General features: G+C 47.6%; 12 protein-coding genes and 1 pseudogene. 9 read left to right on the top strand and 4 right to left on the bottom strand.

The annotated features are described in order from the left end of the window. Window positions 1–98: 98 nt before the first annotated feature. From H6F51_14200 to H6F51_14185, 4 genes are all read right to left on the bottom strand, one after another. Complete coding sequence (locus H6F51_14200; protein ID MBD1823636.1) at window positions 99–632, bottom strand: hypothetical protein; 534 nt, start codon at window positions 630–632, stop codon at window positions 99–101. Window positions 633–768: 136 nt separating this feature from the next. Further along, the gene (locus tag H6F51_14195; protein MBD1823635.1) at window positions 769–1,302 is read right to left on the bottom strand and encodes a phage tail protein; all 534 of its coding nucleotides are present in this window, start codon (window positions 1,300–1,302) and stop codon (window positions 769–771) included. Between the two features lie 64 nt (window positions 1,303–1,366). Continuing rightward, complete coding sequence (locus H6F51_14190) at window positions 1,367–2,920, bottom strand: phage tail sheath family protein (protein MBD1823634.1); 1,554 nt, start codon at window positions 2,918–2,920, stop codon at window positions 1,367–1,369. 70 nt (window positions 2,921–2,990) lie between these two features. Further along, window positions 2,991–3,425 carry a hypothetical protein gene (locus H6F51_14185; GenBank protein MBD1823633.1) on the bottom strand — a complete coding sequence of 145 codons (435 nt, stop codon included), beginning with the start codon at window positions 3,423–3,425 and terminating at the stop codon, window positions 2,991–2,993. 883 nt (window positions 3,426–4,308) lie between these two features. Between H6F51_14185 and H6F51_14180 the strand changes: the two are divergent. The 9 genes and pseudogenes from H6F51_14180 (at window position 4,309) to H6F51_14140 (ending at window position 23,247) form a co-directional block, all read left to right on the top strand. Beyond that, window positions 4,309–4,932 (top strand): annotated as a pseudogene (locus tag H6F51_14180) (hypothetical protein). A gap of 146 nt (window positions 4,933–5,078) precedes the next feature. Next, window positions 5,079–5,369 carry a hypothetical protein gene (locus H6F51_14175; protein MBD1823632.1) on the top strand — a complete coding sequence of 97 codons (291 nt, stop codon included), beginning with the start codon at window positions 5,079–5,081 and terminating at the stop codon, window positions 5,367–5,369. 13 nt (window positions 5,370–5,382) lie between these two features. Then, window positions 5,383–6,519, top strand: coding sequence for a hypothetical protein (locus H6F51_14170; GenBank protein ID MBD1823631.1), 1,137 nt, complete (start codon window positions 5,383–5,385; stop codon window positions 6,517–6,519). Between the two features lie 8 nt (window positions 6,520–6,527). Beyond that, window positions 6,528–7,331 carry a hypothetical protein gene (locus H6F51_14165; protein ID MBD1823630.1) on the top strand — a complete coding sequence of 268 codons (804 nt, stop codon included), beginning with the start codon at window positions 6,528–6,530 and terminating at the stop codon, window positions 7,329–7,331. 111 nt (window positions 7,332–7,442) lie between these two features. Next, the gene (locus tag H6F51_14160) at window positions 7,443–7,766 is read left to right on the top strand and encodes a hypothetical protein (GenBank protein MBD1823629.1); all 324 of its coding nucleotides are present in this window, start codon (window positions 7,443–7,445) and stop codon (window positions 7,764–7,766) included. Window positions 7,767–7,768: 2 nt separating this feature from the next. After that, the gene (locus H6F51_14155; GenBank protein ID MBD1823628.1) at window positions 7,769–8,125 is read left to right on the top strand and encodes a GPW/gp25 family protein; all 357 of its coding nucleotides are present in this window, start codon (window positions 7,769–7,771) and stop codon (window positions 8,123–8,125) included. A 1-nt stretch (window position 8,126) separates the two neighbouring features. Further along, window positions 8,127–10,802: a putative baseplate assembly protein gene (locus H6F51_14150; protein ID MBD1823627.1), complete on the top strand. Its 2,676-nt coding sequence runs from the start codon at window positions 8,127–8,129 to the stop codon at window positions 10,800–10,802. Further along, window positions 10,799–17,101, top strand: coding sequence for a putative baseplate assembly protein (locus H6F51_14145; protein ID MBD1823626.1), 6,303 nt, complete (start codon window positions 10,799–10,801; stop codon window positions 17,099–17,101). The genes H6F51_14150 and H6F51_14145 overlap by 4 nt, the downstream gene beginning before the upstream one ends. After that, window positions 17,098–23,247 carry a hypothetical protein gene (locus tag H6F51_14140; GenBank protein ID MBD1823625.1) on the top strand — a complete coding sequence of 2,050 codons (6,150 nt, stop codon included), beginning with the start codon at window positions 17,098–17,100 and terminating at the stop codon, window positions 23,245–23,247. The genes H6F51_14145 and H6F51_14140 overlap by 4 nt, the downstream gene beginning before the upstream one ends. The last annotated feature ends 9 nt before the right edge of the window (window positions 23,248–23,256 follow it).

Genomic DNA, 23,256 nt, shown 5'->3' with positions numbered 1-23,256 from the left:
AGGTTTAAGTCATCTGGGCGGATTAGATCAAGTTTGGACACCATCTGCAATCCTCCTAAATTTTCAAATCCGCAGCACTAGCACAGCATGTGATGAACTTAGAACCGACCAATCCAATAGCGAATCCAGTAATTCCAACTTGACCAAAGGCCAGCTTCCTGTGTATTCCATTGGTGAAACGACCAGCCATGCGGCACGCTTCCGACAAACAGCGTCTCTCGATTCGTACCAAGTTCATCATCTTGATCTAACACCATAAACGTTCTAATCGCATCTAAAGGAAGGCTTGCCACTGCGGAGAGGGGGTTTGGGACAGCCGTTATTGCCTGATCGACCAATGCCCTTGCTTGGTCATACCGACTCACGTCTCTTGAAGCATCCTCATCAAAAACAATCATCTCAATCTGCAAAGGGCTGCTATCAGGTACCTCTTTGTCAAATACGATCCCACCTCCAAAGGTAAACTTGCGGGTTTCATTCGTGTTAATGCCGATAGGGCGAGTCACAAATCCGCCTGAAGTTTGACCACTATTAGTTCTAATTGCGCCAACGACATAAAGTTCATCTGCACCTGTGACGTCCTCGGTGTCGTAGCAAATCGCTTCATCGATCAAAACCATAATTCTAGACATAACGTTCTCCAGTGGTTGAATTTACTATTGATGTCAACTGTTTTAGTCAAACCGAATGATTCCGGCAATTTTGGTGCGTAGATTGTCCCGCACCCGAACTGTTTCACCTTCGTTGTTATTGTCCGAAGCATTAAGGTTAGGTGGGTTCAATCAATCGTTCTGGTTCCGTTGGCTCAGTCACGCTATAATCTCGTTCCCAGCCTTCGTTCTGGAGCTGAATGCTTTGAATCGCGATCGCGTTGGCGTTCGCATCCAACTGCGGCAGCGCCGTGAATTCTGACACCCAACAGCGGAAAACTTTATAAGCGATCGCGACTTGACCCGCTTCATTCATCAATTCGATGATGATGTCTTTACGAAAGTCTTTTAGCGAGACTTCTGTTCCTAGCCCAGAACCATAGTTCCATGCCATGTTCGCCCACTGTTCAAAATCTTTGTCGTGGGTCACACCTCGCTCTAACGTAATCGGATCATACTTCGTGCGGCCAGGAGATTTCCGCGCCATACTCGGATCGCCCCCTTCACGATGTTCAACCGATTCTGTTGTGCGTTTCAGAGCACCGACTTTACTGATGCCAGCAACATACCGACCATCCCACTTCACGCGGAACTTAAAGTTTTTATAGGGATCGTACCGAAGAGTATTCACAGGAAATTGAGGGGCAGGCATATGTTGAATTCTCCTTGCTTGCAATTGCCGTTGTACTGAGCCGTATTAGTTTTCCATCGCCTGCTTACGTGACGAGTTGACCAGCAAGTTGTTGGAATTTAATGATTACAAACTCTGCGGGTTTCAGCGGAGCAAAACCGACAATGATATTGACAATGCCCCGATTAATATCGCTTTGGGTTGTCGTCTCTTTGTCGCATTTGACAAAGTAAGCTTCACTCGGAGTCTTACCTTGAAACGCACCTTGACGGAACAAGTCGTTCATAAACACCCCGATATTGAGCCGAATCTGTGACCACAATGGTTCATCGTTTGGCTCAAAGACGACCCATTGGGTTCCTCGATAAAGGCTCTCTTCCAAAAACAACGCAAATCGACGCACGGGAACATACTTCCACTCTGAGGCAAGCTGATCGGCTCCTACCAGGGTTCTTGCGCCCCATACCACTTGTCCATAAACCGGGAACGATCGCAGACAGTTCATTCCCAATGGGTTTAAGATCCCGTTTTCGCCGTTCGTCATTTTGTAGGAAAGTTCGCGGACTCCGACCAGTGAAGCATCAATGCCCGCAGGTGCTTTCCAAACCCCACGGCTCACATCGGTCTGAGCATAGATGCCTGCAACTGCTCCAGAGGGAGCAAACTCCTCGGTCAAGTTTTCCTTGAGCGGATCTGCCATTCTCAGGCGCGGGAAATAGACGGCGACGTTTGTACCGAGTTTGTTGCCGATCTCGCCACGGAGCCTGTTGATCGCCTCTACTGCCTCAGGTATTGTGTTCACAGTTGAGGCAGGATCAACAATCAACATTGCCCGACGCTTTTTGCAGTATGCTGCTGCTTTTGCATAGCTCGGAAGCGGAACGTCCTTCGAGCGGGTCAGGGGTGGAATACAGAGAATATTAAACAAATCTGCCTTTTCGAGCGCATATAGCCCTTGTCGATTGTCTTCTAAATCATCGCTAGTGATTTCAGCATCAGTAATGTCCTCCCCATCACTGCCGCCACCTGCATTTGCTGTAGCTTCGCCCGGTCGTCCTGTAAGTGGTGTGTCATTCCGCAGATCAATCAGCTTTGCTTCTTCTCGGATTACCGTCCTATAGTATCTAGGAGAATCTTCAGCAGTCGAGAGGTTTCGGATCGTCTCTGTCGCCACCACATCATCTGAAGTAAGGGGTTTGTTGTAGGATACGGCTGGATTTTCAAGCTGCTGAATCACGAGATTGAATAATGTATTATCACCATCTTCATCCCTCGTGTTGTGATTGATCGTAGCTTTGAGATGGTTACCCCAAGCGCCTGGACTAGATGCTTGAAGGTCTAGACCAGAAATACTCAAAGTTGCATTCGTTGCACCTTTGTGGACGCGCACAATAATGGCATCCTGTCCGCCATGCTGGAAATACTGCTGCACTGCATAGCTGACTGTACTTTTTCCCCACAGCCCGCCAAACTCTCGATCGTAATCAGCATAACTTTGAATCCGAATCGGTTCGTTGACACGACCCCTCGCCGTGCGTCCAATAAATGCTGTAATGGATGTCGCGACCCCCACGATCGTGCGAACACCACTTGGAACTTCTTCAATGTAAACACCAGGATAGGTTGGGGTAACAGGCATAACTCTTTACCTTCTTAATTGAGCGTGAAACAATCCAATAAAAGAATCAACCAGGCTGCGATTAATGAGGCTATGCAGAAGGCTGTAGCGCATCTCGTCCGACTAAAATTTCTATTTTCGCTTCATTTTTGGGCGCGTTTTTGTCGTCTGCCGCAGGAGCAGGATAGTCATTTTTAAATTTAAGAACCTTCGGATCGCCCCCTAAGACCGACACCGAGCCTTTGCCCAAGTAAATATGGGGCTGATCTAATCCAATTGTTGGGGCATCAACCCCGTAACTTATCTTCTGCTCTGGCTTGCTGGGATCAGTGTATAAGCTAGAAGTAATCAATAAAAAGCTGATTTGATCTTTAGAACTGGGTTGAACATTGACCGTTCGTTCTTGACCTGGAGCAATGACGATTTCGTCGATTTTATCGTAAGTATTAACCGGTATATCTTTAGAGATGGAAACTTGAGGTCCTTTCTCAATTTGCGCCCCTATGCTTACTTTAATCGTAGTCATGGATCAAACCTTCCTTATTGTTATTCAGTGTGAGTGCAGCAGAATTTAGCAATTCAACCTAGAGAGATAATGAGCGGCTTAAGTCAGTCTTTAAGAGGAATTAAGCCTGCGCTATCAAAAGACCTACGAGCAGCATAAAATTCATCGCAGTTGAAGCAAACCCTAACAGCTGGCTAGTGAAGCGTAATTTGCCGTGATAGCTCGGTAGTCATCAGACGTAAGATACCCGCAGGTATTAATGGAAATACTTCGATCAGGCGAGTCCGAAACAACACAACTTCAGAAAATTGCCTTAGCTCTCCTTCAATGAAATCAAATTTGTCTAGAAACAAACAGAGTTGTAAAAAAAAGACATAAATGGTTTTTACATTCGTTGTTCGCTTGTCTCTGCCTTGTCTAGCTGAATAATGCTCCAGAATAAATAGGTAGTGTATGAAAAACGATGAAAGTTTAAGACAAAAGGTTAAGAATCGAGGCAAAACAAAATGAAGAAGTTATCTTTGAAGGTGCATCTAGAACTACAAGCCTAGAACTACAAGCTATGCCTCTAGTACAACATCTGGGGGCAATGCCTTGGACGGCAGATTGACTAATAATTGACCGACGTTAGAACTAACCCGCTTGTTACTAGAGCAAAGCTCCGAAATCAGCTTTACGATTTAGTCACGTCTGTAGAACTGATTTATTTTGACAACAGTATTTGCTTGAACAAAATAGCAGATCTGTGATTAAACTAACGCTCCGAAACAAAGTTTACGACTTGCTACGTCAACGAAATCAATTCTATTTTTGGTAACAGAGTCTGCCTGCCTTAGCTCCTGGTGAGAGATGGGTGTACCAAGAATCGATTGATTCGTGTTGCCTTCATTCTTGGTTAATTTGCATGGTCACTATTCAGCCCCCGACTCAATTTCCTAGCAATTTTCCCCGCTTGCTCAAGGGTGCGATCGTTGTGCTTGACCCCTCAGCCAATGCGATCTCTAGCACTCTATACTTCCAATACAATCCAGAAACGCTAACACGAACCCTCAAAGCCCAAGCGAGCGGGAAAGAAGGCGGCGATCGCAGCGAAACCCTGCGGCTCAAGGGTGCGCCGATCGAAACAATCAAACTAGACATTGAGTTTGATTCCACCGGCCCACTGTCCAAAACCGAAAAAGAGAACGCCCTCAGCTTGGGAATCTATCCCCAACTCTCTGCGTTGGAAACCCTGATTTACCCGAAGAGTGCTCAAGTTAGGGACACAATGCAACAAGCAGAACAAGGCATCGTGGAAATTGTGCCCTTGGAAGCGCCGATGACGTTACTGATCTGGGGCAAAAATCGGGTGCTACCGGTACGACTAACCGACTTCAGCATCACCGAAGAACTATACGATGTAAATCTCAATCCCATTCGCGCCAAGGTCTCACTCAGTGTGCGCGTGTTGAACTACGATGACTTACCCTGGAATCAACGGGGTTCTAAGCTATTTTTTGCACACCACCAGCGCAAAGAAGCTTTGGCAACTCAACGAGACTTTGGATACGATGCCAAGCAAACTGGAGTCGAAGTTCAACAAATTTTCCGATAGCTACCGCGCTCTGTTCCGGAGTCTACTTAACAAGCTAGAAATACCAGAGCAAGCACCGAAAAACTAGATTGGAGAAAACGATGTTTGAACCCACAAGCCGTTATTACAATCTCAAAACGACCCAATTTACCACTTTAGATGGGCGAACCCTTACTCACGTGCAGCGGCGCTTTTTGCCTGCTGGAAAAGCACTGCCCACCTTGGAAGAAGTCGTGATTCGGGAAGACGATCGACTCGATCAAATCACCGCCCGGACTTTAGGAGAGGCAGAACAATTCTGGCAGATTGCAGATGCTAATGATGCGATGCATCCGGCGGCACTCACGGCTCAACTTGGGCAACGGCTCCGTATCCCCATGCCGCAAGTATGAGGAGAACAGTATGTTGCCAACGGGGATTACGTTAACAGTACGTCTCGGCGAAAAGAAAACCGACCCTGCTCCCCGACTGATCGTGGATGCGATTCAATCGGTGGAAGTTACTCATCGAGATGAGGGGCGATCGGGCTTTCAGATCGTGCTGCAAGTGGGTCGTTTAGGCCCTGCGGATTTAAAGAACTATCAACTGCTCAAACATCCGCTCTTGACACCCGGTCATCGGGTCATCCTAATCGTTACCCTCAATGCCAAAGCCTATTTGCTCATAGATGGAATCATTACGCATCAACAGTTTTCACCGAGTATGGAGCCAGGTGCTTCTAGCTTCACAATCACCGGTGAAGATGTGAGCGTCATGATGGATCGAGCAGAAAAGCCCGCTCAACATCCAAAGCAAGATGAGCAGAGAATTGTTGAACAGTTGCTCAAGAACTACAGCGATTATGGTGTGCAGCCTCAAGTGGAAAAACCACCCTTGAGTGCGCCTTCTGAGCAAGACCGCATCCCCATGAAGCAAGGTACCGATCTAGGACAAATTCAGTTTCTTGCCCAGCGCAATGGCTTTGTCTTCTACATCACTCCAGGCCCTGGATTAGAAAAGAATACTGCCTACTGGGGGCCACCGAAAAAACCGAGAGAAAAAGCCCAAAAAGCCCTCACTGCGAATATGGGTTCGTACACCAATCTCGATTCGATTAGCTTCCAGCACAATGCGCTCTCGCCTACTAAGGTGGTTGGTCGATTGCAAGATCGCCAAAGCAACCGGATTGAAGACTTTACGATCGCAGACAGCGATCGACCCCACTTATCCGCCAATCCATCAATCCAAAACAAAACTTGTGTGAAGCAAACGTTTTTCGAGCAAACCGGACACACCCTCACTGAAGCCCGTAGCCGCGCCCAAGCGATGACAAACAAATCGGTGGATGCTGCTGTGACGGCGACAGGAGAAGTGGATACTGTGCGTTATGGAGCACTGCTGCAAATCCGGCAACTGGTAGGGCTACGGGGACTGGGCTATAGCTATGACGGTCACTATTACGTGAAACAAGTTACACACAAACTGCGAAAAGGAGAGTACAAACAGAGCTTTACGCTAACTCGTGAGGGGATTACCTCAACTGTTGATCGATTACCTGTGTGAGATCCAACATGCGAAAGTTTTTTGGGAAATATCGAGGCAAAGTTTCGGCTGTGGCAGATCCGCTGAATTTAGGACGCATCCGAGTTCAGGTACCGTCCGTTTTTGGAGCCGAGCGGAATTCTTGGGCACTTCCTTCCGTTCCTTATGCCGGTAAGGATATTGGGTTCTTCACAGTGCCGCCCGTGGGATCGAACATTTGGGTGGAGTTTGAGGAAGGTAATCCCGATTATCCAATTTGGAGCGGTTGTTTTTGGGGAAAAGATGAATTGCCGCAGTATGCCAAAGTCGAGCAACAGGACAAAGTGCAGGTATTTAGAACCCATGGCATGACCCTTACACTCAGTAATCTGGAGAACAAAAAAGGATTAACGATCGAGGTAGAGTCGCCCACGGTCGAACGGAAACTAAAGATGATTTTTAATGCAGAGGGCATCGAAATTAATAACAAGGACGAAACCACGATTAAAATCAAAGCTGATATCATTGAACTAAAAAATCGAGCCAATTCAACCGTCACCCTGACAGCAGACACCATTCAGCTCAAAGAAAGTAGCACTGAAACTAAATTGACAGCCACTACGATCGATTTGATCTGCAATCCAGCGACAGTCAAGCTATCATCCGCCTCGGGAATTGAGTTAAACAATAGTCCTGCTAGCACAAAACTAAATTCGACGGGCATTGAACTGAGCGTTGCAGCCCCCAGCGTAAAGCTTACGCCTGCTCAAATCGAACTTAGTAATGCTGCCGCTAACATCAAGCTTTCACCCGTCACCGTGAATGTTAATAATGGCGCATTAGAAGTCATTTAGTTCAGCTTACCGTTGCAACTCCTGCCACAATCTTTCTCTACCGCCTCTCTCTACCGTGCGATCGCGCTTCCTTCTTCCTAATTCTCCTCATTGCCCCTCAGAGGATATGTTATGCCCGGATTCCTACTCAATGTTTCTAGTGTTGTGATTTGTGCCCACGGTGGACAGGCAAAACCCACCATGCCAGTCCCGCGTGTGCAAGTCATGGGAATGCCCGTAACAGTACAGCCACCGCCCTATGTCATTGTTGGGTGCGCCAACCCGCCCCCACCTGCCAACGTTGGGCCTTGTATCACTGGAATGTGGATTGTAGCGGCTCTGCGGGTCAAAGCGATGGGAATGCCAGTTTTGTTGCAGGATAGCCAAGCAATCTGTGCCCCTACTGGAACACCGCTCACGGTTGTTCTGACGCAGACGCGTGTGAGAGGAATGTAATGATGGATATTGCTTACCCTTTTGAAATCGATCGTCGGGGACGAGTCGCAGAAACGCCCTACGAAGCTCACGTCCGCCAAATGATTGAGCAGGTGCTGTTTACCAATCCGGGAGAACGAGTCAATCGCCCTGACTTTGGTTGCGGCTTATTACAACTGGTGTTTGCGCCGAATAGCGACGAACTAGCTACCGCTACTCAATTTCTGATTCAAGGTGCACTCACGACTTGGTTAGAAGATGTGATTGTCGTGGAGGGAGTTCAAGTCGATAGTGACGACTCTCGCTTGGTGATCACGATTCAATACATTGTGCGCCGAACTCAGCAGCGCCAGGTTAGCCGATTTGTCCGGGAGGTCTGAGATGCTCAGCCAGTATCACTGCCAGAATCAGCTTCGCCGTCAGATCGCTCGCACTCAGCCTGGAGTGGATGGGCAGTATGTTAACGGCATTGACTATCTGGAGGTTGCTTCGGATCAAAATACGGTGATCGTTCATCTGCTGCACGAGCTACAGAGCAACGATCGCTTCACAGCAGACAACATTCAAATCACAACCGCTACAGGTCAGAGTGTTGCGATCGACAGTGCGAGTGCCACGGGTAAACGGTTCAGCCTGCGGCTGAAACCGGATGGCGATCGCGCATCTAGCTATTTCTTGCGCTTGGTGGCATCTCCACTACAACGCCTCCAATTAGGGCAATTGAACAGCATCGAGCCACCGACTGGATTCGATCCCCAACTCTCTGAAATTCAATTCTCGTTGCGATCACCGGGTAATAGCGACATTGATTGCAAACCTCAAGCTCCGCCATTAGATGCGATCGTACCGCCACCGGAGATTGACTATCTGGCAAAGGACTATGCTAGTTTTCGGCAACTGATGCTCGATCGATTAACCATCACTCTGCCGAAATGGAAAGAACGGAACCCGTCAGATATCGGTGTGATGCTGGTGGAGATACTCGCCTACGCTGCTGATCACCTTAGTTACCATCAAGATGCGGTGGCGACAGAAGCCTATCTCGGAACGGCTCGCAAACGGGTTTCGGTGCGTCGTCATGCTCGCCTGTTAGATTACTTTGTGCATGACGGATGCAATGCACGAGCTTGGGTCGCTTTAGAGGTGGAAAAACCGCAAGCAGATCCGCAACGATTCAATCCTAGAACCGATGGGATTCACCTTTTGGGAGCTTCCCCCCGCGATCGCCGTGCTGGAACTCGCTTCTTCAGCCAAATTAACGGATTGCCTCCCGTATTGCATCCGCACGACAATCAAGAGCAGATCCGCCAAGCCTTGAATTCTGATGCCCAAGTCTTTGAAACCTTAGAGAACATTACGCTATACCAAGCTTGCAATAACATTCACATTTACACTTGGGGAGAACCAGACTGCTACTTGCCTGTGGGCACTACTCAAGCAACGTTGAAAGATTCCGGCGGTAAGTTACAGCACTGTTTAACTCAGGGAAAGGTGCTTATCTTCGAGGAAATCCGCAATCCCAATACGGGCAAAGGACAAGGCATTGACTTGACTCACCGCCACGCCGTTCGGCTCAAGAACGTGCAACCTAAAACAGACCTGCTTCTAGCAGATGCCAATGATCCAACTCAATGCCAAAGCTTAGTTGAAGTGGAATGGTATGCAGAAGATGCACTTCCCTTTGATCTATGGATTTCTAAACGCATTGAAGGCAGAGTTTACTCCGACATCGGTGTAGTCCGGGGCAATGTCGTTTTAGTGGATCACGGTCGCACGTATCCAGATGCTGTGATCGACAAAGATCTGATTGAACCAGCAAAAGCGCAAGCAAATCAAAATCCAACCCTTTTGGATGCCAGTAAACTGAATCGGGTGATGCCGCTCGATCGCTACCGCCCTCGCCTCAAATATAGTCCTCTCACTCAACAAAGCTATGTCTTGAGTCAACAGGGTGGATGGGTGTTAGTTGACCCTGAAAAAGCGGCTAGAGCGGCGCTGAAGTGGCAAAACCGCGAGACTCGTTCTCGGCTTGCCCAGAAAGAATATAAGGCACAAGAAGCAACGCGAGAAGAACTGGATCAAAAACGGCGGTTTGTGCGTCCCAGTATTACCCTGAAAGAATACAATGCTCAGGAATTTAGCTGGAACTATCAGCGGGATTTGCTCAATAGTGAGCGATTTTCCCGCGATTTTGTCGTCGAGACCGAAGATGATGGACAAGCTTATCTGCGCTTTGGTGATGGCGTGTTAGGCAAGCAGCCCGAAGTTGGGACTTATTTTGAAGTAACGTATCGGGTAGGCAATGGGAGTGCGGGCAATGTGGGTGCCGAGGCGATCGCGCATATTGTCAGCGAGCAGCAGGGCATTCTCGCTGTTCGTAATCCTATACCGGCTCAAGGCGGGATTGATCCAGAACCGATCGAGCAGGTCAAATTGTATGCTCCTCAAGCGTTTCGGGTGCCGCAACGAGCAGTAACGACAAAAGATTATGAGGAAGTAGCTCAACGCTTTCCAGAAGTGCAAAGAGTCCGGGCGACTCAGCGCTGGACGGGCAGTTGGTACACGATTTTTCTAGCTGTCGATCGCGAGGGGGGCAAACCCTTAGACGAGTCGTTTACACAAAATCTGCGATCGTTTTTAGAACCCTTTCGCATGGCAGGGCAGGATCTCGCGATCGAGGAACCGCGCTTTGTGCCGCTGGACATTGCGATCGCGGTACAGGTTGATCCTGGGTATTTCCAGACGGCTGTGAAGCAAGCCCTCGTAGATGTTTTTAGTAACCGCGTGCTTCCCAATGGGCAGGTTGGATTTTTCTATCCAGATCAACTGACCTTTGGGCAATCGATCTTTTTGAGCCAGGTGATTCAAACGGCGGTACAGGTTGAGGGCGTTCGATCGGTGGAGGTGACTCGCTTCCAACGCTGGGGTAGACGTGCTCAAGCAGAACTCAAAACCGGAGAAATGACCTTTGGCGCTTTAGAAATTCCTCGCCTGAATAACGATCCTGGCAATCCTCATCAAGGACGCATTGAATTTAACCTGGAGGGCGGCTTATGAACGGCATTCCTGATCCCCCCAAAATCAATAATCGCCCTGGTTTATCCGCATTAAATTACCGAATTGGTACCTATCTTACCTTTCGGGAACGCTTGCTGGCTCACTTACCGGAATTGCTCCCCCGACTGAAAACCCGTGATCCAGAGGACAGTGCGATCGCGTTGCTGGATGCTTGGGCAGTTGTTTCAGATGTGCTGACGTTTTATCAAGAACGCCTTGCCAATGAAGGTTTTTTGGGAACCGCCACGGAACGACAATCCATGATCGAATTGGCGCGATTGGTGGGATACGAACTCAAGCCAGGGGTGGCTGCGAGTACCCAGATTGCGTTTACGATCGAAGACAATCCTGAAGCACCGGACACGGTTCTGATTCCCCAGGGAACACAATTGATGAGTGTTCCCGATGAGGGAGGTGCGCCTCAAACGTTTGAAACGAGTGAAAATTTGCTGGCGCATCCCCACTGGAATGCGCTGAAGCCACGTCTTACAAAACCGCAGGTTATTACGCGCAATACGAGCCAGCTCTATCTTGCAGGCATTAATACATCGCTGGCAGCAGGAGATTGGATTTTACTCACGGGAATAGAAGACCAGCAGCCCAAGCGGTTTTTGCTCACTCTTACTACAGTTCAGGAGAATCTGGAGGCTGACAACACTTTCGTTACCTGGGAACCGCCACTAGAGCTAGACGATAAAACAATCCTCCGCAACCCCAAGTTTTTTGCGTTTCGACAACGGGCTGGACTGTTCGGCAACAGTGCTCCTCGCTGGCAAAATGTTTCCGATGACATCAAGCGCACTGTGGGCAATGCCAAACTCAAAGGAGGGGTCTTTGCAGCTTCTATGACTGCTGAGTCACCTGTGTGGGAGGCGAACAGCAAGGGATTGCCTAACCAAGATATTTTTTGTCTTGCATCTAAATCTACGAATCAAACCAAATTGCTTTTTGCCGGAACAGCCGGAGGAGGAATCTTCCGCAGTAGTATTCCAGCGTCTGAAGCGGATTCCATGCAATGGACGGCAGTGAATACGGGATTGGCCAATCTGAATGTGCAAGCCTTGTTTGTGCACGATGAGCGAGATCTGTTTGCTGGAACTCCTGGAGGCGGAGTCTATCGATCGAAGGACAATGGCGACACCTGGAGTCCGATTCATATTGGCAATGTCCGTGTTGAAAAAGGCGCGGGAGATCAAATCAAAGCAGTGAATACGGGTTTACCGAATGTGGTTGTGCGCTCATTGCTCGCCTATGCAGCAGGGGAAACTTACTATATCTTTGCGGGAACAGACGATAGCATCTATCGCACGACCAACCAAGGGCAAGATTGGTCTTCAGAAAAGATTTCAACAGATATCCAAGATCCAAAAACTTATCAGCATCTACAGGGCTTGCCCAATCGAGTTGTGTATGATTTGCTGAGTATTTCAGAAACTTCAGGAATTACAACTGGCAAAGTTGAGACAGCTTCCGGTGACAAAACAATTACAGTTAAAGATGCGACTAATACTCCTGTAACAGGTCGCTCGATCGCTGTTGATGGGCAAACTTGGAAAATCACTGAAATTAACACGATTAAAATCAATCTTGAGCAAAGTTTTGACGCTAGCGTGATCAGTGGAGCATCGTTTACATCTTCTACAGATGCAGCTGGGACACTTAGCGAAATTAGCGGTACAGCGATAACGGTTGAGTTGCCGAAGGGAACTCTGAAGACTGGAGATACGCTCACTGTTGGGACACAAACGCAAAAAATTTCCAAAATAGAAAGCTATGTACTTACACTTGATCGGAATTTTCCGAAAGATTTAGAGAAAAAATCATTTGAGTCTACATTAAGTAAAATTTTTGCAGCAACGGATCAAGGAATCCATGTTTCCATTGATCATGGCGAAAGTTGGGAAGAACCTCTTTCAAACAAAATTACTTACTCGTTAACAACTTATCAAGTTGGAACAGATGCCTATTTATTAGCAGGAACAAATGAAGGGGTCTGGTATTACTCCATCAATTCATCGCCACCAACCTTAGAAAAGCAACTAAAAAATGTAGAAGGGACAACTGTTTTTTCGATCTATGCGGATGATACCGTTCAAAAAGTTTTTGCAGTGACCGAGCAGGGCATGTTTCAAGCGACCCTGCTTCCACCTGCTGATCAAAACTGGCAGTGGAAAAAAATTAATGAAGGGTTAACTACTACAGATTTGACTTCGATCGTCATCAGTCCAGATACCCAGAAAGTATTTACTAGCGCACGTTTTTCCGGCTTTGTTGAAGAAAGACAAGATCCTTCAGAACCAGCAGAATGGAAAAATTTTCACGTCCGGCAGAACCAGGTTGATTTAGATAGTCTTTATCCTAAAGTCTTGAAAGATAGCTGGATGGTTCTAATTAATCAGAAAGACGGCAATCAAGCTGATGCCGACAAAACACCCACTCACGCTGTAGTACAAGTTGCAGACGTTTCAACCGTTCAGCGTCAAGACTTTACATTAGACACAAAAGTTACTCGTATTTTGCCAGAACAAGATATTAGTAACTTTAGAGATTTTGGCTTGCGGACAAGCGTTGCATTAGTTCAAAGCGAATTGTTAACGATCGCAGAAGAAAGCCTAACGGTTTCTGTACAGAAGGAGAAAATTTTTCAAGATCCAATTTGGGATAATAAAATTTTCTTGAACCAGTACACTCATGGTTTGGCACCAGGAAAAATGCTCGTTGTGAGCGGTAAGCATATTCGCGCAAGGGCAAATACGGGAGGAATCTTTCGATCGCGCAATTGGGATTTTTCCACAGCAAATCCTGTCGATAAAGCTATTCAATCTCTTGTCATTTATCAGCCTGATAGTGCTATCTTTGCTAGCACTAAAGATCAAATTTTATACTTTGAGAATCAGGGAAAATCTTGGAAAGAATTGATTAAAAATCCAGAAAATAAAGAGATTCAGTGCCTTGCAGCCTATACACGAAAAGGAGGCGGGGAAGTCGCTGCAAATGACGGATTGAATATACGAATTAGTGGTAGTATTTCTGATTCCAACAAACCGCAAGTTGGAGATACGATCGTTATTGAGAAACAATCTAGAATCATTACCAATATTAAGGATGAAATCCCTCAGCAAATCTATCTCACTATCGATCGTCCGTTGTCCCAAAATTCATGGAGGTCTCGATCGTATGATCTCAACACATTGTTTGCGGGAACAGAGGACGGAGTTTTTCGCTTAAGTGTGAATGCTGATAAAAAACAAGCATGGCAGAGAATTGCTAGTATCAATTCCGTTCGCTCTTTAGCTGTTAACTCGGTAGATGGGCAACTTTACATCGGAACGGATCAAGGTGTATTTAAGCAAACGACCTCAACTCAGCCACAGTTTATTAGCGAATCGAAGCTAGAACTAAAGTCCGTCACGGCATTAGTAGTTTATACAAAATCTGACACTACCTATCTTGTTGCTGTAACTGCTAGTTCAGAAGTGTTTCGATCGAACAATGATGGTGGTTCTTGGGACTTAATTAATAATCAAGATCTGAATCAGGTTAGTAGCTTAGCTGTGAATTCTCGCAAGAATTATTTGTTTGCAGGAACCACACACAAAGGTGTGTTTCGTTCTAACGATCATGGTAATTCTTGGGAACCGCTTAATTTTGGATTGGTAAGTCCAGAAATTTATAGTCTTGCGATCGATACCGAGAAAAGATTCCTGTTAGCAAGTACCAATGCAGGGATTTTCCGCTCGTCCGATGATGGTAAAAATTGGACGGATGTTCACTGGGAACATGCGAATCAAGGTCTTGCTTACCATACTGTCCAAGCACTGGCTTCTGGTCGCATAGACAATCAACTGTATCTATTTGCTGGAACTCGATCGGGTGTTTTTCGCTCCAAAACTGAAGCAGAAAGTTGGGAACCTGTGAATCAAGGGCTACGAAATCTAGAAGTTCAAACCTTGCACGTTGAATCGATCTCAGGCTCTGACTCTAAGGTTTTTGCCGGAACAAAGGAAGGATTGTTTTATTCTAGCGATCGCGGCAAAAGCTGGGAACCTATTAACCTTGGTGTTGTCCGTCCCAATGTGCAAACCTTAATGAAGTATGAGCATCAGGATCAAAAAACTCTATTTGCAGGAACAACAAGCAATGGAATCTATAAATCGATCGATATCGGTCAAACCTGGATACCTGTTGGTTTAACGAAGCAGAACGTCCGAACCTTAGCCAGCCGTAATGGAACGATCGCCGCAGGCAGTTATGGCAATGGTATTTTTCTTTCTAATGATCAAGGCAGCAGTTGGAAAGAATTAACAGATACTCGAACCGGAGCAGTTACAATTTCTAGCACAGGCGCGATCGTCATCGGAGAAAAAAGTACCAACTTTTTAGCAGAACTCAGACCAGGCGATACGCTTGAAGCAGAAGGACAAACCCGAACAGTCATTAGCATCGATCCGAACAATCCTGCAATCCTGGTGGTCGATTCTCCTTTCAAACCTGCGCTCAAGCTAGGAACACAGTTCACGCTTCACACTGGTCTATCAAATCTATACATCACTGCTTTGGTATTAGTTCCGTCCGGATCATCCTTTGTCCTGTTTGCTGGAACTGCGGGGAGTGGAATCTTTCGATCAACCAATCAAGGGCAACGCTGGGAAGCCATTAATACCGGATTGAATCCCAATGATTTAGAAATTCGCTGTCTTCGCTGTGATCCAGAAACTCAGCATTTGTTTGTTGGCACTGCAATGAGTGGTGTGTTTCGATCAACTGATCGAGGCGCCTCCTGGAAACCACTAGGAACCAAGCTACCCAATGCAGATTTTCAAACCGAGCTGACCAATATTGATGTTCGCGCCATTTTGATTGAACAGCGCAATCTCTATGTTGGTGGAATTGGCATCTTATCATCACCGGATTCTCTCACCTCTGTAGAACTACAAGTCGATGACTTGCTCCAAGTCGTGAAAGCCCCAACTGTCCTATCAGAAACCGATTCTAACTTCCAAACCGCAAAGCAATGGATTGTTTCCGATCGCAACGGGTTTCAAGGCAAGCTCACGATCATAGATGCTAGAGATATCCAGTTAGAACCCGCGATAGAAGACGATCCGATCGTGAGTGAAACCTGTGTTTTGCAAGTTCCTCCTGACGACGAAGACCGCCCTATTCTGACGCTCGCACAGCCCTTGCAATATAGCTATGATCCAGCAACAGTAAGCGTTCATGCAAATGTAGTTGAAGCAACGCATGGTGAAACCGTTCGCGAAATCTTGGGCAGTGGAAATGGTGCCATTCCCAACCAACGCTTTGCCTTAAATAAGCCACCGCTAACCTATACTGCCGCCCCAACCCCCAGCGGTGGTCAGAGTACGCTCAAAGTCTTTGTCAATGACGTTGAATGGACGGAAGCTGCTTCTCTCTATCCGCTCAGCAGGCAAGATCAACGCTACATCGTGCAAATTCAGGAAGATGGAACAACTCTGCTCACGTTTGGCGATGGTCAACGGGGCGCACGGTTGCCCAGCGGACGGGAAAATATCTCGGTCATGTATCGCAGTGGAATTGGTCTGAGTGGACAAACAGGAGCCGGTCGCATCAGTCAAAAGAAAACGGGGCCATCGAGTATTCTGGGCGTGACCAATCCTCTTCCCGCCACCGGAGCTGCACCTAGAGAATCGTTAGACTCAGCCCGCACAAGCGTTCCTGCCATAACCCGCACCCTCGATCGCATTGTGTCGCTACAGGATTTTGAAGACTTTGCCCAAACCTTTGCTGGAATTGGAAAAGCTCAGGCAGTGTCATTGTGGAACGGCGAAGCAGAAATTGTACATCTGACCGTTGCGGCAGTGGCAGGAGAAACGGTCGCCACCGATTCAGACCTGTATCGCAGCTTAGTGAGCGCGATCGATGCCGTTCGTGATCCCATTCAACGAGTTCAAGTCAATTCGTTTCAACCGCTCTTTTTCAAATTGGACGCAAGGTTTCTTGTGCAAGCGGGTTATCAAGCAGATAAGGTCGAGGCTGCTATCCGCCAGCAGCTTTTAGCTCAGTTTGCGTTCGAGCGACGAGCCTTTGCTCAACCCGTGACCCAATCTGAAGTCATTGCTGCCATTCAGTCTGTTCCGGGGGTTCTGGCGGTCGATTTAGATGCCCTACATCGGCGCGATGCTAGCCGAACGCTTCAGTCGAGGTTATCTGCTAACCCGGCAGCTTGGGATGCCCAGAAAAACCAAATTCAGCCCGCTCAATTGTTACTGCTTCGTCTCCCGAATATTACGCTCACCCCAGTTGCAACGCTATGACTCTCCCTTCAGATCGTCTCTATAAACTATTACCCGCGATTTACCGCGAACGAGATCTCGATCGACAAAAGCTCCGAGACCTCAAACAGCAAGACCCGCAAGAACTCGATCTTGAACGGCAAGACCCGCAAGAACTCGATCTTGAACGGCAAGAACTCCGATCGCTGCTGAGGTTGATTGAGCAAGAACTGAATGTTCTAGAGGGCGATATTGCCGAACTCTACGAAAACTGGTTCATTGAAACTTGCGCGGATTGGGTGGTTCCGTATATCGGAGATTTGTTAGGCGTGAGCGGGGTCAGCACTCGTAATGCCATCACAAGCTTAAGATCGCGCACTTACGGGCAACAGGAACAACGAGCTTATGTCGCCAATACGCTAGCGTATCGGCGCAGAAAGGGAACTGCTTCGGTTTTAGAACAACTGGCGCGAGATGTGACGAGATGGCAGGCTAGGGCTGTCGAATTTTTTGAGCAACTGGCAATCAGTCAAAATGTGAACCATATCCGCTCTGGAAATGCGACCGTCGATCTGCGATCGTCCAGTGCTCTCCAACGGTTAGGAACCCCATTTGAACAACAGGTTGCTTACACCGCAGAAGTGCGCCAACAAGGTCGTTATAACATTGCTAATCTGGGTCTGTTTCTCTGGCGGCTGCAAAGTTACCCCATTACTAAAGGAAATGCTGGCGTTCTTCAAAAAGTCCATCCTTCACTCCGCGATCGCTGTTATACGTTTAATCCTTTAGGAGATGCCAAGGTTAATCTCTTTAACCAACCTCAAACGCAAACAGAGATCACACAGCTTGCTGAGGAAGTAAATGTTCCAGGCAAATTACGACCTGACCCAGACTATGCTGGATATCGTGCGGAGCCACCCGTTTTTCAAATTTTCATCAATCGTCAGCCCCAGCCAATTCCAGCCCAAGAGGTGCTGATCACTCATCTGGAGATCGACGAGAATACCCAATTAGAAACTCTACAACAAACGCCGTCTCTATTGACGCAACCTCCAGCAGCAACTAAAGTCGTTGCCGTCAATCCTAAATTGGGACAGATCGCTTTTCTCAACGACAAACTCCCTAGCCAAGTAGAAGTCAACTATGCCTATGGTTTTAGCGGTGATATGGGTGGCGGTTCCTACGGTCGCGGTGCATCGCTCACACCACTTTGGTCTTCAGAACAATTGTCTTCAGAGCTATGGATAAACTCATCTTCTAGGGAAGACGCAGACAGCAAATATCTATATCCGTTGTATTGGGAAGTGGAACAAGCGCGATCGGGCAATCAAAACCCTCTAGCTGAAGCTGTTCAAACCTGGAATGGAACAGTGAAAGCTTGGCAGAATTTGCATGATCTGACTCACATTCCCCTTGCCCAGATCACTATTTCTCCAGGTCGAGTGAGCCAGAGCCAAGCTAACATCCGCCCTCGGTTTCATCCGGGAATTGTTAAGGGATTGAGCGCGATCGCAACTATCGGAACCGATGAAGTGATTGTGAATACGGGATTAGCGGTCGATGCTCAGGGACGTGCGATCGAGTACGACCAAATAGATGTCCTGCACCTGAGCCAGTTGAGTGCTCAGCTTCGAGCAGAACGAACACTCTGGATAGTGCTTTCCTATTGGGCAACCTCGATCGAACCTCGTTATCAACTGAATCTCATTTCTCAAGCGCAAGTAGAGCAGTATTCGGAAGGCACTTATCTGCGATTAGTTGGACTTAGCGTCGATGCCCAAGGCAAGATTGAAACCTCGTTTACGCCGCAATCTGGCTCCTTCCAACCCGGAATTGTACAGGGCTTGACAGTGCTCACGCCTCCAGAGACTTTAGAAGCGATCGTGACCCCAGGAACCGCAGTAGACCAATTAGGTCGAACCATGCTTCTCGATCGCAACATCCCGATTGATCTGAGAGACTATCAAAATCAAACGATCGTGTTGGCGATTGTGTATTCTGAAATGCCCGCTGATGCAAACTGGCAAATCCACATTCTGCCTAAAACAGAGCTAGAGCACTATCCCCAAGCAATATATATTCGGTTGGCAGAGATTTCTGTACCTATTGTCAAGACTGATATTCTTGATCGCCCATCTAACCTGCCTCCTTTTACGCCTGGTGTGATTCAGCAGCAAGATTTACAGGTGCAAGCCGAGAAAGGAGCTTGGAGCTTAACCATTGCTGCGGGGAGGGCGATCGGTGCAACAGGAGAAGAAATTCAGCTAGACCGTCCCTATCGAATTGGCAATTTAGCACGCTATCGCAATCAAACCGTGACAGTTGCGATCGCGGCTCGATCTCAGCCCTGGGAACCTAAGTGGGAGATCAAATTTCTGAGCGCTGAAGCCGCCGCCGACCCTGTAAACCAGCACTATTTGAAGTTAGCTCGCTTGTCGATCGGACTCACAGGAAGACTCACAGCGTCGCCGATAGATGCCCGTGTTCAATTCAATCCAGGCATTATTCAGGGTCTGAGTGTCACTTCACTATCCAATGGCAAAGTGAGCGTTAGCGCAGGAAAAGCTGCTGATTGTTTAGGACGATTGATTACCTTAGAAGAGCCGTGTGAAGTGGATCTCGGCAAGTACCCTCATCGATCGCTAGTTCTCTTCGTTGCTCACGAACGAAATCAGGGATGGAAACCCCTTGATGTGAAGCCTGCTGAGATGAGCAAAAGCTGGCAACATCTTGGGACTGTTCCTGTAGAACCTCAGTTCCAAGATAAACGATCGAAGAAAATGGGCGTAATTCTTGTGAAAGACAATCAGACTTACACAGGAGATCTCACCCTTGTAATTCCCTCCACTGAGAAGCTGCAGACACAGTTAGTGATCGTTGCTGCTAATGGATGCCGTCCTCACCTCTGCGGCGATCTTTCAGTGCAGGCGAGTGTTCCAGTTGGTGCACAGAAATCCTTGTTTCAGCCCGGTGAGTTATTGCTGGATGGGTTTTTAATTGAAGGCAAACTCACGATTCAACCGGGTTATCTCAAACAGCTACGGCTTGCCCATTGCACCCTAGTTCCTCATTCCGAGTGGGGCTTAGAAGTCAAAACTGCATCAACGCAGCCCACTATCCAAGAAGAGTCAAATCGCGATCGCGATGAGGAGCAACCTTCCGATAGCTGGGGATTGCTTGCGATCATGCTTTATAGTCTCACAATGCTGAAGCAACTGATTCAACTCAGCTTCGATCGTCGTGATCTGTCTCCCCAACACCGCCTTCAGCAACTCACTCAGTTTCTCAAAATTGGGCTGTCCCAAGTCTACTGTGCATTACAAGAAAACCTCGCTCAGTGTCAGCGCTCAGAGCAAGACGGCTCCATCGATTCATGCTTGTCCTCATGGTTCTGTCCAGACACCGTTTCAACCAACCTGGGAATGCAGGATGAACTATCCATCGCAATCGACCATAGCATTTGCGGACGCATTCTCCTGGCAGACTCAGTTCCAGAATTAAGCATTCAGGACAGCATTATTGATGTTGGTATTGATGAAAATGGATTGCGCTCCATTGGAAAGACTGCGATCGTCGCGCCGGGAGCAACAGTAAAGATTCAAACCACAACCGTTTTCGGTGCTACGCGAGTTCGGAGCCTCAGCACCAGCGATAGCATTTTTGCTGAACTCGTGTCTGTCCTTGATCAACAATCGGGCTGTATGCGGTTTTGCTATGTTCCTCTTGGTTCAAAAACGCCCTCGCGCTATCGATGCCAACCGGATCTGGCACTCCAAGAACTAACAGAATTACCTGCTGCGATCACTGCGATCGCGATCAATCCAATTAACGAGCAGATGATTTTAGGAACCGCAGGACGCGGTATCTTCCAGTGGGACACTTCAAAGAAACAATGGGAACAGGACTCAAGCACTTCTCCTGCTCTGCTAGATTGTTCTGCACTACACACCTATGAAACAGATTCGCTGCGAGGAACAGGAAAGATTCAGAGTAGGGGCATTACTGTTCATGGAACTCACACAGACTTCACCGCTCAATTGAGAATCGGCACTCCGATTGTTGCCAAAGATCAGATCCGAACCGTGAAAGATTTTGCGCTTAAAATTCAAGAAAAGTTTGCTCCTGAGTTGCAGAATCAGCCGTTCTTCTTCGTCCCTCTACAGGAGACAGGACAGATTTCAAGCGATCGTACTAAGTTCCAAGTCAGTAATCGCATTTTGATTGATAACTTGAACTTGAGGATAGGGGATGTTGTGCTAGGAGCCGATCAACGCATCAGAACCATTACTGCTATTCATGAGAATGAACTTACTGTAAACGAGCCATTTGGCGAAACCGTACCAGCAAGTACAATCCTATTTTTCCCACACCGATTAACAGGACGCATTTTAAGCGATCGCACCACATTCCAGACCGCTCCAGGCACGCTTCTCGATAATTTCAATGTCGAAGAAGGCAGCATCCTTTTTTCATCCGATCAGCGCATTCGCACCATTGTTAGCATTAACGGCAATGATTTGACCGTCGATGAACCATTCGGCTCCGAGATACCAGAAGAAACTGCGCTGTTTACTGCACAACCTGGAACAGGAACAATTTCTAGCATCGGTGATACTATCATTGGCAGTGATCAAACTAACTTTAGCCGTGAAGTATCAGACAGGGGTATCTTTATCGCTCAAAAACAAGTCCGAATCGTCGCGGGCTATAGCAATACAGTAGTCAGCATCGACGAACCTTTTCAACCCGATTTGGAAACGGAAACCGTTTTCTGGATTCCAAGTCAAGGAAACGGCAATGTAGATTGCAATGGACTAACGATTACAGATAGTACGGTGGATCGCGACACTACCAAATTTACAACACAGCTAAAGAAACAAAGCCTGATTATTATTGGTAATGAAATGAGAAGCATTGAAGATATTGCTTCTGACCATACTCTAACGATCGACAAACCCTTTAGCCGTAATTTATCGAATACTCCCTTCTTCTTTGTTCCAACTAACCTCTCGCTCTTAGCTGGAGCAGGGAGTGGAGAAGTTTATCGATTGATGGACAGTAAAATAGATAGTAAAACAAGTTGGACTGTTTTGCAGAGCGACAGCCCAATCAGAACAAGAGTTACCGCCCTTGTGGCTGACGCACCACCCTTTAAGGAGGCAATGCTACTGGCTGGAACCGCCGGAGATGGCGTTTTTCAGTTCAGCGAGTCAACGGGTTGGAAGCCGATGAAAGGCTTGCCAAACCAGGATATTACTGTACTAGCGATCGATTCAGAAAGACGCATTTTAGTGGGAACGAGAAGTGGTTTGTTCCGCTCGACAGATCTACCAGAGCAATGGCGATCGCTGAATCGAGGATTAGAAAATCAGCTTGTTACTGCCCTAGCGATCGACCATAATGGACAACTTTTTGTTGGAACTGAAGCGGGTCAAGTTTTTCGCGCCGCTTATCCGGGCGATCGCTGGTCTGCCGTGAGCCAGAATCTATCTGGATCAACCATCACTTCGTTAGCAATTCAATCAGTGACAGGCAAGATTACGGTAGCTGGGTTGAGCATTCAAGGCACGGATCTGCAACACTTAGCTGAGGGAAGCACAATTACCATTCGAGGACAAACACGGATTGTGGGTAAGGTGAACCCGCAGACCTGGGAAAGCACGCTCGATCGTGAATTTTGTCCTGAAGTGTCAGGCGAAGTGCCGTTTACGAGTTCCTATCTGTTTGTAGGCACCATGAGCAGTGGAATTTGGCGATCGAGCGATCAGGGCAAGAATTGGACAGTGGTTACGTCGCCATTCCGCTTGAGCGATCGCAGCATCACTACGATCATTGTCGATGCAAAAACAGGCATGATCTGCGCGGGGACATCGATCGGCAGCGTTCTTTATTCCACCGACCACGGGAACAGTTGGGCTCCTCACAATCAAGGCTTACCCAGCATTGACAATACAATTCCAATTCTGAGCCGCATTCAGCCAATCTGGACTTCTCCTGATCATGGTCAACCCGGTTATGGGCAACTGAGCCAAACCTGTGCTCAAGCAATTCGCCGAGGCGCGGAGGATGGGTCTGAAATGGGTGCGTTCCATTTTCTGAAGCAACCCCAACGGGAAGAAAATTTACGGGCAAGTCTCAAAGAGTATTTGCGGTTTGGTTTGAAAACAAGCATTTTTTACATGACTTAGGGAGCGGGA

Source organism: Cyanobacteria bacterium FACHB-DQ100 (assembly GCA_014695195.1).
Lineage (GTDB): Bacteria > Cyanobacteriota > Cyanobacteriia > Leptolyngbyales > Leptolyngbyaceae > Leptolyngbya.
Note: the sequence above shows the minus strand (reverse complement) of the source record. Positions and strands in the feature narration are given on the sequence as shown.